Here is a 16,512-nt window from a genome sequence, read left to right on the forward strand (position 1 = left end):
ACCACCCGACACCACCACATCCCACAAACCCTCCGGCGACACCACCCCACCAGGAAAACGACAAGCCATCCCCACAATCACCACAGGATCATCGGAGTCGGATGTCCGTGACGTCCTTTCGCCGGACCGCACGGGAATCCCGTCGGTGGAATCCTCCGGCGGGGAACCCTCCTGGAGCGTGGCCAGGAAAGCGCTGAGGGCCAGGGGGGTCGGATGGTCGAACACCGCTGTCGACGGGACGTCCAGGCCGGTCGCCTCGGACAGCCGCTCCCGCAGTTCGGCCAGCATCAACGAATCGAAACCCACGTCCCTGAGCGCCGCCCCGCCGTCGAACTCTCCGCCGCCCAGCACCTCGCGGACCACCGAGAAGACGGTCTCCTCGGCGGAGGCCCCCGAGCGGGGCGCGGGCCCGGACCCCGGATCGTCGGCCGCTCCGGTGCCGGTCTCGGGCCACCAGTACGACTCCCGCTGGAAGGCGTACGTGGGCAGCTCGACGACCGTGGGCCGGGTGCCGGCGAACGCGGGGCTCCAGTCGACCGGCACGCCCCGCACGTACAACTGCCCGAGGGCCGCCGCGAAGTCCGGCTCGGACGGCGCACCGTCCGGGGTGCTCCAGGATCCCGTTTCCGGCGTACGCAGTCCGAGCCGTCCCGTGGCGTCCAGCCACAGGGCGTCGGCGGCGGCGGGGCCGGCGAACCCGGCGTACCGGGGCGTCGCTTCGCCGGTGGCGACGAGGCGCGCGCCCTCCTCCGGGGTCAGCAGGCCCCGCAGGACCGCTGCGGCAACGGTGCCAGGTCCCGCCGGGGCGCTGACCGCGTCCGGCCGGACCCCGTAGGCCTGCCAGAGCGCCGCGAGCGCGAGCGTGACGGCGAACACGCACGCCGCGGAGGTCTCCGACCCGGGAGCTTCGGCGCCAGCGGCGCGCAGTGCAGCGGTCGCGGACCGCAGGCCGTAGGGCGCGAACACCTCGTCGTGCGCGGCGAGGGCCGCCTCGAACGCGGCCGAGCGGGACAGCAGCGCCCGCCCGGCGTCAAGGCACCCGTCGGCCGTACCCGGGAACACGAGGGTCAGCGGCTCCCTCGGCTCCCTCACGCTGCCGGTGGTGACCGCGCCCGTCGTCGTGCCGTGCGCGAGGGCGTCGAGAGCCGCGACGAAGTCCTCACGGTCCGCCGCTACGACGACTGCGCGTCGAGCGAAGGCGGTTCGCGTGGTGGCCAGCGAGTAGCCGATGTCCTCGGTCCGGCAGTCGGGGTCCGCCCGCACCTGGTCCCGCAGCTTGACGGCCTGGTCCCGCAGGGCCTGGGCGTCGCGTCCCGAGAGCACCCACGGCAGGGGCACCGGGCGGCGCAGGACGGCGTCGTCGGCCGGTCGCACCGGCGCGGTCGACCCACCGGACGGGTCGGGCGCCGCCGACAGGACCACATGGCAGTTGGTGCCTCCCATGCTGAAGGAGGAGACCCCGGCCACCCGCTCGGTGCCCTCGGGCGCGGGCCACGCCTCGGCCCGCGTCTGTACGCGCAGGCCGAGCGCGTCGAGGTCGATCGCGGGGTTGGCCGACTCGAAGTTGAGGCTCGCGGGGACGACGCCGTGGGCCAGGGCCAGGGTGACCTTGAGCAGGCCGGCGATGCCCGCCGCCGCCTCCAGATGGCCGATGTTGGTCTTGACCGAACCCACCCGGAGGGGATCACTGCCGCTGCGTCGCCCGCCGAACACCGCGCCGAGGGCGTCCGCCTCGATCGGGTCGCCCACCTTCGTACCGGTGCCGTGGAGTTCGACGTACTGCACGTCCGCGGGGGCGACCCGGGCCTGGCGGTGGGCCGCGAGCAGGGCGGTGGCCTGCGCCCGGGCGCTGGGCACGGTCAGTCCCGCTCCGCCGCCGCCGTGGTTGACGGCGCTGCCCCTGATCACGGCGTGGATGCGGTCGCCGTCGGCCAGGGCCCGGGCCAGCGGCTTGAGCACGACGAGACCGGCGCCCTCGCCCCGGACGAACCCGTTGGCGCGCGCGTCGAAGGCACGGCTGCTGCCGTCCGGGGACAGCCCGCCGAACGCCTCCGCCAGTTCCGCGCCGTCCTCGGTGATGTTCAGCTGCACCCCGCCGGCCAGGGCCAGGGACGTCTCCTCGCCCCGCAGACTGGCGCAGGCCAGGTGCACGGCCACCAGCGACGAAGCCTGGCCGGCGTCGACGGTGAGGCTCGGACCGTGCAGATCGAGGGCGTACGAGACGCGGTTGGCGATGACGCTGCGGTGGGTCCCCGCCATGGCGTGGTGCGAGAGCGGCGCGGCTCCTTCGCGTCGGACGACACCGGCGTAGTCGCCCGCCGAGACACCGAGGAAGACGCCGGTGTCGCCACCGCGCAGTGCGGCGGGGAGCAGCCCCGTCGACTCCAGGGCCTCCCAGCTCAGTTCCAGCGCCAGCCGCTGCTGCGGGTCCATGGCGTTCGCCTCGCGCGGTGAAATGCCGAAGAAGGCGGCGTCGAACCGGTCCCGGTCGGGCAGCGTCCCCTCGTACCTGCCGGTCTCGGGCGAGCGGTTGATGGCCGAGCGGCCGTCGTGCAGCAGGTGCCAGTAGTCGCCCGGCGCGGGGGCATCGGGGAAGCGGCACGCCAGGCCGATGATCGCGATCGGCTCGTCCTGCGCCGTCTCCCGCTCCGCCATGCCGTCCGCCACGTGTGCAGCCACTGTCGGTTCCCTGCCCCTTCTCATCCCACTGGTTCTGCCGGTCCTTCTGGTTCCGTGTCCTACGGGTGCCGGCGGCGGCTCACCACGTCACCCGCAACGAGCTCAGGCCCCGGGTGATCAGTCCGTCCTTCCACACGACGGCGGGCGCCGCGGGCGCGTCCTCGGCCAGCCGTAGCGCGGGAAAGAACTCGAACAGTTCGAGGAGCGCCGTCCGCACCTGGAGCCGTGCCAGGGGTGCTCCGAGACAGCGGTGTATTCCGTGTCCGAAGGTGAGGTGGGCCGCCGACCTGTCGTCCCGCAGGACTTCCGGTTCGGCGAATGCCTTGTCGTCGCGATTTCCGTGCAGCAAGGAGACGACCACCGCCTCGCCCGCCCGTACACGGATATCACCGAGTTGGACGTCTTCAAGCGCCACCCGCGGGAAACTGATCGCCGTAGACGGGGTGACCCGGAGCAATTCTTCGACCAGTGCGTCCGCCCGTGCACCGTCCTTGACGAATTCCCGGGGAATCTCCTCCTGGAGCACGGCGAGTGCGGCGAGGCCGATCTGCCCGACCGTCGTCTCGTAGCCGGCGGTGAGCAGCGCGAGGCCGAGGCTCACGAGTTCGGCTTTGGAGAGGGCGTCGCCGTCGTGGGCCCGGATGAGGTCGGTGAGGAGGTCGTCGTCGTCCCGCAGTCGCTTGCGGTCGATCAGGGTGGACATGTAGTCGACCAGTTGGAGCCGCTGCCGGCCCTTCTCCAGATCGCTGCTGGCGGTGATGTCGAAGAGCACCTCCACCCAGGAGTCGAAGATCCCCCGGTCCTCGGCGGGCACCCCGAGCAGGGTGCCCAACACGGCCACCGGCAGTGGTTCGGCGAAGGAGGAGACCAGGTCGGCGGGGCTGTCGCGGCGGCTCATGCCGGTCAGCAGATCGGCTGCCGTCCGCTGCACCAGCGGGGCCATGCCGGTCATCTTGCCCGTGGTGAAGGCGGCCGCGACGATCCTGCGCAGCCGGGCGTGGTCGGTGCCGTCCAGGCTCATCATCGAGGTGGGGGACGGCGCCGCCGAGTTCAGCCGTGGGGCGCCCGGTGCCACTGCGGCGGCCCTGCTGAACCGCCGGTCGGACAGCACCCGGCGGCCCAGGGCGTAATCGCTCACCAACCACATCTCGTCACCGGGCGGCGTGCGTATGCGCTTTACCGGAACGGTGTTGGCACCGGTCATGAATTCCGGTAACGGACCCAGGTGATGTGGACGCAGTACGGCGGACAATCCTGACACCTCGCCTCTTCCTCTGAAACCAGCTCGGCGACCAACTCGCTCGTTCCGTACGATATTTGGTGGCCCCGGTCCGGACGTCAGCGTAGCCGCGCACACGAGATGTGACCACGAACGCTCGGAAAGCCCGATCGAGTACGACGAATACGAGAGGTGGCCCATGGATATCGCGACCAAGCAGGGCACATTCAGCACCGGCCTGCCCCATCTCGCCTTCGGTTCCGGAAAACCGCTGGTCTGCCTGTCCGGATTCACGATGACGCACACGGTGCCGACGCCGGGTGCGCAGCGGCGCCGAGCGGCCCGGTTGGTGGCGCCGTTCGTCGCCGCCGGGTACGAGGTCTTCTGGACCAACCGGCGCCCCGGCATGCCGGTCGGCACGACGATGGGCGAGGTGGCCGCCGAACACGCCGAGGCGCTGCGCGACCGCTTCCCCGGTCCCGTGCCCGTACTCGGCCACGGGACCGGTGGCTCGATCGCCCTGCAACTGGCGGTCGACCACCCCGACGTGGTCGACCGGCTGGTCCTGGCCGGCGCCGCGTACGCCCTGGGGCCGGTCGGCAGGCGTTTCCACCGGGATCTGATCGCGGCGGCCGAGCAGGGCCGCTCCGGCATGCATCGAGCGGCCCCCGCCCTCACCCGCAGTCCGGCGCTGCAACGCCTGCTGATGGTGCCGCTGTGGCTGGCGGGACGTCTGAATCCGCCGCCGCGTGACACCTCGGACATGAGGGCGACCCTGCTGGCCGAGGACGGCTTCGACGTCCGGGACCGGCTGGCCGAGGTGCGTGCGCCCGCCCTCGTGGTGTGCGGTGGCCGCGACCACTTGTGGCCGCAGGAGATGTTCGACGAGACCGCGGCGGGGATGGCGGGCGCCCGGCTGGTGCGGTACCCCCGCCGCGGTCACAACCTCCTGGGGACCCCGGAGTTCGCCCGCGACGTCCGCGCGTTCCTCGACGCGCCCTGAGCGCGGGGACCGCCTCCGGGTCGTAGGCGCGGGCCCGTGCGCACGACCCGGACCCGGGCCGGGACCCGACCGCGCGGCGCGGTCGGGTCCCGGCGCCGCTTCCCGGGTCCCGCCCGGCTCGCGGGCGACGGTCGGGGCAGCCGGTTCAGCCCGCCTCGGTCGAGGTGTCGGCCGTCCGTTCCGACAGCCGGTCCGCGAGGAACTCCCATGCGCCCGCGCACTCCCGGGCGAGGCGGGCCACCACCTCCTGGCGGTGGGGCGGCACCGCCTCCACGATGCGGGCCCAGCCGTCCGCGTCGACCGAGCAGACCCGCAGTGCGCGCAGCAGGATCTTGCCGGCCATGGTGAGCCGCAGCGAGGGGTCCTTGCTGAGGCTCACCAACAGGACGTCGCTGGCGGGGCCGTCGGGGCGGAAGGAGCGGCGGGCCATGGTCCCCGAAGGGCTCTCCCGCACCACGGCCTGCCGTTGTTGCGGCGTGACCAGCGGCTCACCCCGGTTGAGCCGGGCCCGGACATCGCTGGCGGTGGCCGCCGAGATCCCCGCGAGCCTGGCTATCTCGCGCAACGAGGCCTCCGGGTTGGCCCTCATCAGCTCCCCCGCGCGCAGCCGTCCCTCGGCTCCGTTGCGGGGGCGCACCCGTCCGTCCCGGCCGATGCTGGCGTTCGGCTGCTCATTTTGCGCAGTCGAACGCTGTCGTACGGCTCCCACCGTGTTCGCGGCCAGCCCCACGACTTCGGCGATCCTGCGGTCGGACCACTGGGGGTGCGAGGCGATGATCCGGGCCGCGGCGGACTTGCGGTCGGCGAGCGAAAGCGGCAGCCCGTGTTCGCTGTTGAGCTGGACGGCGAGGACGAAGGCGTCCGCCTCCGCGCCGTCGAAGTAGCGGACCATGATGTGGTCGTCGCCGCGCAGGAGCGCGGCGCGCAGTCGGTGCGCACCGTCGATGACCCGCATCGTGGGACGGTGCACCACGATGGGCGGGAGTGGTGTGTGCAGCGCCGCCAGCAGGTGGACGTGCTCCGCGTCCTCCCCACCGGTGCGCGGACCTCCCGACGTCTGTAGGGCTTCGAGGGGCACGCACTCGGCGGCCGGGCGCGGTGCGCCCCCGGCCGCCGAGGCCGTGCCCCTGCCGCCGGCCCGTCCCTGGACATCAACATCGGACACCTCCGTTGTCCGAACAGCATGGGCTCTCAACCTACCGATCATTGATCAATCACCTCGGGTGCGTGGTTGGGGGGCCGGAGGGCGATCGTGCGTCGGTGGACATGGGCAGCCTGGTGGGGCCGCTGCTGCTGTGACGGGGGCTTCCGGTGTGGCTCAGCGACACGTCAGGCCGAGCAGATGGAGGCGATAAGTCGACAGAACGGCCATGGCGCAGCGGCCTACCCGGGCACGACGAAGGCACACCACTTCACCTTCGTTTCGGCGTCATTACGCCGCGATAATTTCCCATAGCGGAAGAAGGCGAAGGTTATCGTCGTGACGGTTGAAATGAGATCGCAGTCCGCACGTCCTTCGCATACACACATCGCCCCCCGTTGCACAACATCCCCGTCCATCGGATTCCTTGCTCACCCCTCAGTTACGAAAGATCGCGGCACTGTGCAAATTTGATCGCTTTCGGTCGATGCCTGTCAAGACGAAGCAGGAGAAGGGCCCGTACGCGACATTCGACAGGACACGTGCCGACTGATGGTTTGAACCGGCACGGACGCTCGGAAGCCTGATACCGCACAGGTGGCACGGCGGCGACGGAGGTGCGAACCGGACGCATCGTCCGGATGGTCCGAGACGGAGAAACATACGGTCATCACGTACGGAGGGTGGCATTCCGATCCCGGCGGCGCACCTCGGCGATCAGATCCGGCCAGTTGAACTCGGCGCCGCCGTGGGACCGGTGGAGGCGACGCAGCAAACGCCGGCGCGCCAGCCGGAATGCCATTGCGCACACGACCAGCGTAATTCCGGGCACGACCGCCATGAAAGACAGCCCGAAAACGTAACCGGGGTGCGGTCTGTACGCGCCGAGGACGGCGCATCGGGCAATGTCTTCGATATCGTCGCGGCTGAGCAGTTCATAAGGTGCTCGTTCACCCATCGAGCGAGCATCCCAACCCGCGGGAAATCGGGCAAGGATTCTTCGAGGGCCTTTGGGCGGGAGGGTTCTCCGCGAGCCACGGAGACCAGTGACCGAAAAGTAAACATCCGATTTTCCGGCCGGTCCGGGGTCGCTCTGTCGACTTCACCCGGCCATCCGCACGCACCATCCGCACTCAGATGGTCTCAACATCGGGATGGTGGGTGTATCTTCTGTGGTGAGCGGAGACGCTTGACCAGCTGACTGGACGGCGCGCACGACGGCGGCGTGGGAGCGGAAGGAGCGGCGGATGGTCCGGTTGACCCGAGCCCAACAACAGGAGCGCACCCGCGCCGCCGTCCTGACCGCGGCGAAGGCCGAGTTCACCGAGCGCGGCTACACGGCGGCGAAGGTGGACAGCATCGCCGAGCGGGCCGAACTGACGCGTGGCGCGGTGTACTCGAACTTCCCGGGCAAACGCGCCCTCTACCTGGCCGTGCTGATCGACATGTTCGAGCGCGCCGCCCCGGAGCACGGCGCCGCCGGCAGGATCGCCGCGGGCAGGATCAGCGCCTCGGCGGCGCCCGCCCGGACCTCCAGCGCCGACGCCCTGGGGGCCTTCGCCCGGATCTGGCTCGAAAGGCTGCCGCTGTCCGAACACAGCCCCGCCACCGGCCGGGTGCACCCGGGCTCCCTGACCGAGGTGCTCGACGACGAACCGATCCGTGCCGCGTTCGGCCAAGTGACCCGCATGGAGGCGCTGTTGCTGGCGCTCGCGCTGGAGTCACTGGAATCGCGCGCCGGCACCGACACCCCGCCCGCACGACAGGTCAGACGGGCCCAGCTGGTCCTGCGGCTGCTGGACGGTCCCGGCACCTCGACGGATCCGGCCCTCGGCTTCGGCGACCCGTTCGACATCGCCCTGGCCTGCGCACACCTCGGCGGGCTCGCCCTCGCCGACACCTGGAACCCTCCGTACCTGCCCTACGTCCCGCCCGCGCGGGCCTGCCGCGACCCGTGGGACCCGCCGCGCGAGCTGCCGGACCTGCTCAGCCGGAGCCTGGTCGGATTCACCGGGGACGGCCTGATCACGGTCCTCGGAACCCACCGTCTCGAAGCCGCGGAAGAGGCCGTCCGCAGCGCGCGGGCCGGTGATCTGATCACCGTGGCCGTCACCACCTCCGACCCCGCAGAGATCGGACGCCTCGTCCGGCTGAGGATCGGCGAGTTCGCCCGCTGTCTGTGGCGCGCGTTCGCCCCCGACAGCCGGCCGCGCCTGCGCCTCGTCCTCGACGACCGCGGTCTGCTGGCCTCGGCCGTCGGCGTGCCGAACGCCGACGACACCACCGAGTACGCGGTCCGCGTACGGCACGACACGATCGTCACCCGAGCCCAAGGGCCGGGGGCCGCGCATGCCGCGGCCACCCTCGACCTCACCACCGCAGACGTTTCCCACACCACACCCAATGGGGCCGCGCCATGACCCAACCCGTTTCGTCTCACGCCACCAGCACCGACCTGCTGGTGCTCCACACCCTTCGCTGCATCGGCTTCTCGGGGCTGTCCGCAGTGGCCGGGGCGACCGGACTGCCCGAGTCAGACGTCGAATCGGGACTGATCGACCTCGCCGTCGCCGGACTCGTCACGCGTACCCCGGGCAGCTTCGGCGGCTGGGGCCTCACGGACGCGGGCCGCGCCGCGGACGCCGAGCGGATCGCCGACGAGGTGGCGAGGGCCGGTGTGCGCCCCGCCCTGACCGCGGCCTTCGACCGGTTCCTCGTCCTCAACCCCGAACTCCTCGACCTCTGCACCGCATGGCAGACCCGCACGACCGACGGCGCCATGACGATGAACGACCACAGCGACTCCTCCTACGACGCCCGTGTCCTCGACCGGTTCACGGAGTTCCACCAGCGTGCCGAGCCCCTGTGCGCGGAGCTGTCCGCGGCCCTGCTCCGGTTCCAGCGCTACCCCGTCCGGCTCTCCGACGCACTCGTCCGCGCGAGGTCCGGCGCCCTGGAGTACGTGACGGACAGCACCGCCTCCTACCACACCGTGTGGTTCCAGCTACACGAGGACCTGCTGGCCACGCTCGGCATCCCCCGCCACTGAGCCCACCGGGCCGCCACCCGCGGCAGCCCCCTCCCCCCACGGCCGACGCAACTGAGGCGACGCAGAGATGACCACGCGATGACCTGGATCCACCCGCTCTCGGCAGAGGTCGAGGAAACGGCGGACGACCTCGGCGGCAAGGCGCACGGGCTGATCGTGCTCCGACGTTTGGGGCTGCCCGTGCCACCGGGGTTCGTCATCAGCACCGAGGCATGCCGTGCCTACCTCCGCACCGGGCGACTACCCCACGGCCTCACCGCTGAACTCACCGCTGCGGTAGCCGAGTTGGAAGCGGCCACGCACCGCGAGCTCGGCGGCTCACAGCGTCCGCTGGCGGTGTCGGTCCGCTCCGGCGGCAAGGTGTCGATGCCCGGCATGATGAGCACCGTCCTCAACCTCGGGCTCACCTCCCGGGCAACGGCCGCGCTGGCCGAGGAGAGGGGCGAGCCGCGGTTCGCGCTGGACTCGCGGCTGCGGTTCCTCACCAGCTTCGCGTCCCAGGTCGTCGGCGTGGGCCAGGAGAGCCTGGCGGGCGTGGACCGGGCGATCGCCGGGCGCCACGACGACCCCAGCGCCTTCGAAACGGCGATCCGTCATGTCGAGCGACTCATCCTCGAACACAGCGGCGAACCCGTTCCCGAGGACGCGGCCCGACAGTTGGAGCTCGCCGTCGCCGCGGTGTTCTCCTCGTGGGACACCCCGCGCGCCAAGACCTACCGCGCCCTGCACGACATCCCCGGCGACCTCGGCACGGCCGTGACCGTCCAGGCGATGGTGTTCGGCAACCGCGACGGGCGCAGCGGAACGGGTGTCGCCTTCAGCCGCGACCCCAACACCGGTGAGCACGTCCCGTTCGGCGAGGTCCTGTTCGGCCGTCAGGGGGAGGACGTCGTCTCCGGCAGCTCGCTGACCGGCCCCCTGCACGAGCTGGCCGACCGGGAACCCGCCGTGTGGAGCGGCCTGTTGAGCGCCCTCGAACAGTTGGAGGAGCACTACCGCGACGCGTGCTACGTCGAGTTCACCTTCGAGGCGGGCGAGCTCTGGATCCTCCAGGTACGTCCCGGGCGGTTCGTCGGGCGTGCCGCGGTACGGGTCGCGGTCGACCTCGCCGGGGCGGGGACGATCCGGCGCGACGAGGCGCTGCTGCGGGTCTCGCCGCAGCACCTCGCCCAGGTGCGGACGCCGCGGATCGCGGCGATCGACCCCCGGGACGTCTTCACCCGGGGGCTCGGCGCCTCTCCCGGAGTCGCCGTCGGTCGGGTGGCGACCACCGCCGACAGCGCGGCGCGGCTGGCGGCGGGCGGCCCGGTCGTCCTGCTGCGACCGGAGACCTCCCCGCTCGACATGCACGGCCTGGCCGCCGCGACCGGGGTCGTCACCGCACGCGGCGGGCCGACCAGCCATGCGGCCGTGGTGGCCCGGGCGATGGGGAAACCCGCCGTCGTGGGGGCCACGGGCCTCTCCGTCGACGCCGTCGACGGCTGCGTCCGGGCGGGCGGGCGCACCCTGCCCGAGGGCACGCTCATCGCTGTCGACGGAACGGGCGGCGAGGTCGTCGTGGGTGAGCCCCGTATCGTCGCCGCCTCGACCGACCCCCATCTGCACCGGCTGCTCGCTTGGGCGGACGACGTCGCGGGCGGTGCCGACGGCGACCGTGACGAGCGGGAACGCCTGGCCGCGGCGCAGGCCGTCCTGCGTGCTGCCGACCAGGAGACGCCCCGCTGACCCCGCGGGGCTCCTGGTGGGGGGCGGTGTCCCGGTGGGGCGCCGGCCCGCTCCAGCGCTGTGGGGGCAGGCGGTTCGCGTGACGGCAGTGCGGGCGCACACGGCGAAGGGGCGGGAACGGGATAGGGGGGAGCCCCGGCGCGTCACGTACGACGCGCCGGGGCTCCCTCCGGTCCTGGCCCGCCTCCTGGCGGCGGGTGTCAGCGCTTCCAGACGGTCGCACGCCAGGTCGTCGCGTTACCGGCGCCGTCGGTGCCGACGGAGAATCCGGTGATCACTCCGGCGTCGTTGATCGCGAACGCCGCGGCGTAGGGGCCGAGGGACGACGGCGGCAGCGGGACGACCGTACCGTCGGGCTTCCACAACAGGGCCTTGTCCAGGGCGGGGTTGCCGGCCGGCGGCCAGGCGTATCCGACGGCCGCGCCGCGGTTGTTGATCGCCAGCACCTCGCCGGCCGCTTCCGCCGGGTTGGCGAGCACGGTCCTGGTGCCGTCCGCGTTCCAGCGGGCCGTGTCGCCGTTCGGGTTGTCCTCCAACGAAGCCCCCACGGCAGTACCCGCCCGGTTGACGTCGTATCCCCGCCCGCGCCCGGCGTCACGGACGGTGCCGTCGGCCGCCCACACCAGGACCCGGTCGTACGCCGTGCTCCCGGCGCGCCGCCCGTGACCGAAGACCACGCCGTTGTCGGTGATCTGGCTGGTCCGGGCCCCGACGATCCCCGCCGGGAGGGGCAGTGCGCTCACGGCACCCGCCGCGTTCCAGCGCACGGGGTGCGCGGGGCCGTCGGTGCCGTCGCGCTTCTCGGTCCATCCGACCGCGGTGCCCGCCCTGTTGATCGACGTCGCGGTGCCGCTGTCGTCGCCGGGCAGCACGGGCAGGTCGGTCCTGCTGCCGTCGGACTGCCAGCGCAGGGGTCGGGAGCGGTTGTTCTCCACGGACGCGTCGCCGACCGCGACCCCGGCGTTGTTGACGGCCGACGCATTGCCGTTGCCGGAACCGTCGGGAAGCGCCAACCGGGTCGGGACCCCGTCCGATCTCCAGCGCACCGGGTGCGAGTTGGGCTGGGTGTCGAAGGAGAGGCCGACCACCCAGCCGCGGTCGCTGAGCGCGGTCGTGCGGCTGAACTTCTCACCGGGCAGCGGCGCCAGCCGGGAGTATCCGGGGCGGCCGGCGTTCCACCGGATCCCGAGCGGGCCGTCGGAGCCCTCCACGTAGTAGTCGCCGACGACCGTGCCGCTGCTGTTCAGCCCCTTGACGAAACTGTGGATCCCGCCCGGCGGGATCGGCAGCAGCCGTGAGGTCAGTTGCCGATCGGAGGGTTCGGCCACCGCTGCGGGCGCCGAACCCAGGAGGAGCAGGGCGGTTGCCGCGGCGGCAAGGGATGCAGGTCGGCGAACGCGGAAGCGGGCCATCCGGACACTCCTGGTCTCTTCAATGACATGAACGTGTACATGCATGGGCATTGCGTCTGTTCCCAGCCAGCAAGGAACCCGCAAACAGATCAAGTTTCCGCCTCTGATGGCCCGTTGGCAGCTCGATCTACGAAACGGCTGGATTCGTACGCCCGTTCACTTTGGCTCGTATCGTCTGCTGTCCGACACGTCCGCCCCGCCCCGCGGGCGGGCGCGGACTCCAGGTGACGGCGCCCCAGCAGCACCTTCCGGCCCCATGGCCACGGTCACGGCCGAGGGGCGGTGACCACCCCCGTCCGCCCGGGCCCGACAGGGGGCCGCGGCGGCTTCCGGCCACCCGGGTGCGGGGGGCTGCGGGGACGAGCTGACTCCGTCAGGCGGCGGTTCTGACGACGCTGAGGCTGGGCATGCCCACGTTGCGCAGTCGCAGCACGCTCCCGTTCAGTCGCATCAGGGGCTGCACGAGGAGGTCCACCACGACCAGGAAGCAGACGGTGCCGATGCCCACCGGGCCGCCGAGCAGGTAACCGCTGACCAGGAGCAGCAGTTCGGTGCTGAACTTGGCGGCCCAGAACGGCCAGCGCCAGTGCTCGGTCATGCTGATCGCAAGGAGGTCCATGGCGCGGATGCCGATGCCGCTGATGATGATGAGCGAGGACCCGTACGCGCACAGCAGGCTGCCGAGCACCATCAAGGCCGCGTCGGGAACGGGCAGTCCGGCGAGGTCCCAGGCGCGCATGACGTCGATCATGCTGCCGCAGAAGAGGAAGGTGACGAACGGCGAGAACACCGGGCGCCGGCGGTTCCAGATCGACCAGACGGCGATGCACAGGGCGGCGAACAGCGCCTGGGCGATGCCGATGGTCAGGGGCAGGTGCTCCAGCAGGCCGAGCGCGAAGACGTCGAGCGGGTCGGTGCCGAGGTCCGATCTGATGAAACACGCGGCACCGTAGGAGAAGGACACGCATCCGGCCAGGTAGGCCGCGAACTGCGCGGGCTCGAAACCGCGTGACCGCTTCGGTCCGGGGATCACCGACTTCGCCATGAACATGCCTCCGAGGGGTCGAGCAACTGGCACGGGACAGTGCTGAACCACCTGCCGGGGCGGGAAGCGCCCCGGCAGGGTCGGGCAAGTGGTCGCGCGGTGCGTGCGGAACGTGGGTCAGGCGTTGATGTCGCGACGGGCGAACGCCCGCATGCCCACGGCCAGCGCCGCCGCCGTGGCGGCGAGGAGGATGATCACGCCCAGGACGTCGAACCCCTCGCGCAGCGGGTGGGTGCCCTGCGCCCAGTAGAAGGGCGTGATGCGCTGGAGGAAGTGCACGCCGTCGATCTGCGAGGCGATCGCGTTGAGCACGTAGGTCCCCACCGCGACCGCACTGGTGGCGCCGAGGGTGAACGGCCTGCTCCCGGTGTAGGCACCGATGGAGAGTGCCAAGGCGCCGAAGAACAGGGCCAGCAGGCCGAGTTGGACGGCACCCGCGATGATGTTGCCGGCGGGTACGCCCATGTCCTGGGAGGACGCCAGCGCCGTGACCTCCAGAGCGATCAGCACGGTCAGGGCGAGCACGGCGACGGACAGCGCGCCGAAGCGCTCAAGTGCCAGGCGTCGGCGGGTGATCGGATAGGCGAGATAGAGGTCCAGCACCCCGGACTGCTCCTGGGCCGCGACGGCCCTGGTCCCGGTGGAGATGGCGAAGATGAGGAGCAGCAGCGGTCCGAGCAGGCCGAAGACCGTGCCCTCCAGGAATCCGGCGCCGCTCGACAGGTCGTCGAAGTTCATGGCGCTGGACATGCCGGAGGGGAGCGAGTCCAGCGAATCGGCCTGGTCCTTCACCTGGGCGTACGACGAGGTGTAGATGGCCGTGACCACCGCGAGGCCGATCCCCCAGAGCAGCAGCCCGCGCCGCTGGTCGCGCACCGCCTTGCCGAACACGGGGAGTTCACTGGACAACGGAGGCGCCTTCCTTGACGTATTCGTCCATGAAGAGGGATTCCAGGTCCGGCTTCTGGCAGAACAGGGCCTCGACGCGGTAGCGCGCGGCCTGCTTGACCAGGGCGTCGACGCTGCCGTCGACGGTGCAGTGCAGCGTGTGGCCGTCGGTCCGGACGGCGCCCACGTGGTCGAGGCCGGTGAAGTCCGATGCGCTGAACGACTCGGCGAAGCGGATCTCCACCTGGCTCACGGCCTGTTGCTGGAGTGCGGCGACGGTGCTGGTGGTGACCAGTCGGCCGTCCTTGATGATGGCGACCCGGTCGGCGACCTCCTGCACCTCGCTGAGGATGTGGGAGGACATGAAGACCGTCTGTCCGTTGGACTTGGCCTCGGTGACCAGGGTGAGGAACACCTGTTGCATCAGGGGGTCCAGGCCGCTGGTGGGTTCGTCGAGCACCAGGAGCGCGGGCTGGTGCATGAACGCCTGGATGATGCCGACCTTCTGTTTGTTGCCCTTGGACAGGCTCTTCACCTTCCGCGAACGGTCGAGCTCCAACCGGTCGGCGAGTTCGGTGATCCGGTTCCGGTCCACGTCGCCCTGGAGCCGGGCGAAGAAGTCGAGCAGTTCTGCGACGTTCTCGGTGCCGTCCAGGACGAGCTCACCGGGTAGGTAGCCGAGTTGTGCCCGCAACTGGGCGCCCTGGGCGGCCGGGTCGAGCCCCAGGACCCGGATGCTGCCGGACGTGGGGCGGATGAGGTCCAGGATCATCTTCATGGTCGTGGTCTTCCCGGCCCCGTTGGGGCCGAGGAATCCGAAGACCTCCCCGCGCTGCACGGTGAGGTCGAGATCCGCGACGCCGCGACCGCCGGGGTACCGCTTGGTGAGACCGGATGTCTCGATGGCGGCTAAGGTCACTTCTTTCCTCCGTTGAGAAGCCGTTGCTCCCGGTGACGGGCGAGCAGCGGCGGGAGTTCGCGTTGCATCCAGCGGTACAGGTCCGCGACGTTCTCCAGGCGCGCCCGGCGCACCGGGGTGTCCTGCGCGAGGAGTTCGCTGCCCTTCTCCAGCACCTTGAGGATGTTGGTGACAGCGGCGAGCCGTTCGAAGACCGACTCGACCCAGCCGCTGTCATTGATCCGGTAGTACGTGCGCCGGTCGCCCGGCGCCGAGACCTTCTCCACCAGTCCGGCCTGTATCAACTGCCGGGTCGACGTGGAGATCGACGCTTTGCTCGCCTGTAGGGTCTCCGCCAGTTGACCCGCCGTCTGCTCCGGCGGATCGCAGATCAGCAGCCACCCGATGACGCGACCGGAGATCCTGGGAAGTCCGGCGTCCTGTTCGAAGTACAGGGCCACGTCCTCGGCGAAGCGCACTGCCTCGTCGTGTGTGATAGCCATGACGTTCAGCGTATTCCGAACGTACTGTATCTACAACGCAAGAAGAACCGATGTCACTCGGACGGGTGAACCCGGCGTGCACGGGCCCAGGTGACCGGTGCGGTCGTACCGGCCAGGCCGGAATTGGTCTGAGCAGGTCGGAGCAGGTCGGGACGGGACGGGCTAGGGCACCACCGTGCGGGCCAGGTCCTGGGTCAGCCGGTCGAGAAGGGACTCGCGGTGCTCCTGGAGGAAGAAGTGACCGCCGCGGTACGCGTGTTCGGCGAAGCCGCCCCTGCCGTGGTGCCGCCACCCCCGCATGCCCGCCGCACTCGCCTCCTGGTCCTCGGCTCCGCAGAGCGCGGTGATCGGGCAGCGCAACGGCGGCTCGGCACGGTGGCGGTAGGTCTCCAGCATGGTGATGTCACCGCGCAGCACCGGCAGGTAGAGGGCCCGCATCTCCGGGTCCCGGCGGATCTGTTCCGGCACGGCCCGGAAGCGACGGTCCAGGGCCTCCAAGAACGCGTCGTCGGAGAGGAGTCGGGACATCCGGCCCGGCTGGGGGACCTCGGGTGCGTTGCGTGCCGAAACCGTCAGATGGGAGGCGTCCAGCCCGTGCGTACGGCGCATTTCCCGCGCGATCTCGTAGGCGATGAGCGCCCCCAGACTGTGCCCGAACAGGGCGAAGGGGCGGTCGAGGGCGGGTGCCAGGGCCTGGGCCGCCTCCCCGGCCAGGGCCAGCAGGTCGGTCCGCGGCTCCTCCCTCAGCCGCACCTCGCGCCCCGGCAGCCGCAGCAGCCACACGTCGATCCAGTCGGGCAGTCCGGCCACCCAGCCGTGGAAGACGGTGGTGCCTCCCCCGGCGTACGGCACGCACAGCAGGCGCAGCGCGGCGCCGTCGCGGGGCTCCGGGCGGAGCACCCACCTGGGGTCGACCGCCTGCCGGGCGGCCGGAGCCGGTGTCTGCATCG

At 71.3% G+C, this 16,512-nt stretch carries 14 protein-coding genes; 4 read left to right on the forward strand and 10 right to left on the reverse strand.

The annotated features are described in order from the left end of the window. Positions 1–2,679, reverse strand: a 2,679-nt coding sequence (locus tag ACFYOU_RS28270) for a beta-ketoacyl synthase N-terminal-like domain-containing protein (protein ID WP_391309467.1), incomplete at its 3' end; no start/stop codon positions are given. Positions 2,680–2,758: 79 nt separating this feature from the next. Beyond that, the gene (locus tag ACFYOU_RS28275; RefSeq protein WP_391309703.1) at positions 2,759–3,826 is read right to left on the reverse strand and encodes a cytochrome P450; all 1,068 of its coding nucleotides are present in this window, start codon (positions 3,824–3,826) and stop codon (positions 2,759–2,761) included. 271 nt (positions 3,827–4,097) lie between these two features. Here ACFYOU_RS28275 and ACFYOU_RS28280 point away from each other — a divergent pair, with 271 nt between their 5' ends. Next, positions 4,098–4,901, forward strand: coding sequence for an alpha/beta fold hydrolase (locus ACFYOU_RS28280; RefSeq protein ID WP_391309468.1), 804 nt, complete (start codon positions 4,098–4,100; stop codon positions 4,899–4,901). Positions 4,902–5,046: 145 nt separating this feature from the next. Here ACFYOU_RS28280 and ACFYOU_RS28285 read toward each other — a convergent pair whose 3' ends face one another. Both ACFYOU_RS28285 and ACFYOU_RS28290 read right to left on the reverse strand, forming a co-directional pair. Beyond that, complete coding sequence (locus ACFYOU_RS28285) at positions 5,047–6,066, reverse strand: streptomycin biosynthesis protein (RefSeq protein WP_391309469.1); 1,020 nt, start codon at positions 6,064–6,066, stop codon at positions 5,047–5,049. Between the two features lie 646 nt (positions 6,067–6,712). Further along, positions 6,713–7,000, reverse strand: a complete 288-nt coding sequence (locus ACFYOU_RS28290; RefSeq protein WP_391309471.1) for a hypothetical protein — start codon at positions 6,998–7,000, stop codon at positions 6,713–6,715. Positions 7,001–7,289: 289 nt separating this feature from the next. Between ACFYOU_RS28290 and ACFYOU_RS28295 the strand changes: the two genes are divergently transcribed. From ACFYOU_RS28295 to ACFYOU_RS28305, 3 genes are all read left to right on the forward strand, one after another. Continuing rightward, the gene (locus ACFYOU_RS28295; protein WP_391309473.1) at positions 7,290–8,462 is read left to right on the forward strand and encodes a TetR family transcriptional regulator; all 1,173 of its coding nucleotides are present in this window, start codon (positions 7,290–7,292) and stop codon (positions 8,460–8,462) included. Further along, positions 8,459–9,091 carry a transcriptional regulator gene (locus tag ACFYOU_RS28300; RefSeq protein WP_391309474.1) on the forward strand — a complete coding sequence of 211 codons (633 nt, stop codon included), beginning with the start codon at positions 8,459–8,461 and terminating at the stop codon, positions 9,089–9,091. The genes ACFYOU_RS28295 and ACFYOU_RS28300 overlap by 4 nt, the downstream gene beginning before the upstream one ends. Before the next feature lie 78 nt (positions 9,092–9,169). Continuing rightward, complete coding sequence (locus ACFYOU_RS28305) at positions 9,170–10,816, forward strand: pyruvate, phosphate dikinase (RefSeq protein WP_391309476.1); 1,647 nt, start codon at positions 9,170–9,172, stop codon at positions 10,814–10,816. A 200-nt stretch (positions 10,817–11,016) separates the two neighbouring features. On the opposite strand, the gene ACFYOU_RS28310 is transcribed toward ACFYOU_RS28305, so the two are convergent. From ACFYOU_RS28310 to ACFYOU_RS28335, 6 genes are all read right to left on the reverse strand, one after another. Beyond that, a complete protein-coding gene (locus ACFYOU_RS28310; protein ID WP_391309477.1) occupies positions 11,017–12,228 on the reverse strand; it encodes a hypothetical protein in 1,212 nt (403 codons plus the stop codon). Positions 12,229–12,601: 373 nt separating this feature from the next. Further along, positions 12,602–13,273 (reverse strand): YitT family protein, encoded by a 672-nt coding sequence (locus ACFYOU_RS28315; protein ID WP_391309478.1) that lies wholly within the window; start codon positions 13,271–13,273, stop codon positions 12,602–12,604. A 117-nt stretch (positions 13,274–13,390) separates the two neighbouring features. After that, complete coding sequence (locus tag ACFYOU_RS28320) at positions 13,391–14,182, reverse strand: ABC transporter permease subunit (protein WP_391309480.1); 792 nt, start codon at positions 14,180–14,182, stop codon at positions 13,391–13,393. Beyond that, positions 14,172–15,080: an ABC transporter ATP-binding protein gene (locus ACFYOU_RS28325; RefSeq protein ID WP_389768139.1), complete on the reverse strand. Its 909-nt coding sequence runs from the start codon at positions 15,078–15,080 to the stop codon at positions 14,172–14,174. Before ACFYOU_RS28325 ends, ACFYOU_RS28320 begins: the two co-directional genes overlap by 11 nt. Next, positions 15,077–15,562: a GbsR/MarR family transcriptional regulator gene (locus ACFYOU_RS28330; RefSeq protein ID WP_389768137.1), complete on the reverse strand. Its 486-nt coding sequence runs from the start codon at positions 15,560–15,562 to the stop codon at positions 15,077–15,079. Before ACFYOU_RS28330 ends, ACFYOU_RS28325 begins: the two co-directional genes overlap by 4 nt. 162 nt (positions 15,563–15,724) lie before the next feature. Next, positions 15,725–16,510, reverse strand: a complete 786-nt coding sequence (locus ACFYOU_RS28335; RefSeq protein WP_391309483.1) for an alpha/beta fold hydrolase — start codon at positions 16,508–16,510, stop codon at positions 15,725–15,727. Between the last annotated feature and the right edge of the window lie 2 nt (positions 16,511–16,512).

Source organism: Streptomyces sp. NPDC005955, from assembly GCF_042871255.1.
Lineage (GTDB): Bacteria > Actinomycetota > Actinomycetes > Streptomycetales > Streptomycetaceae > Streptomyces.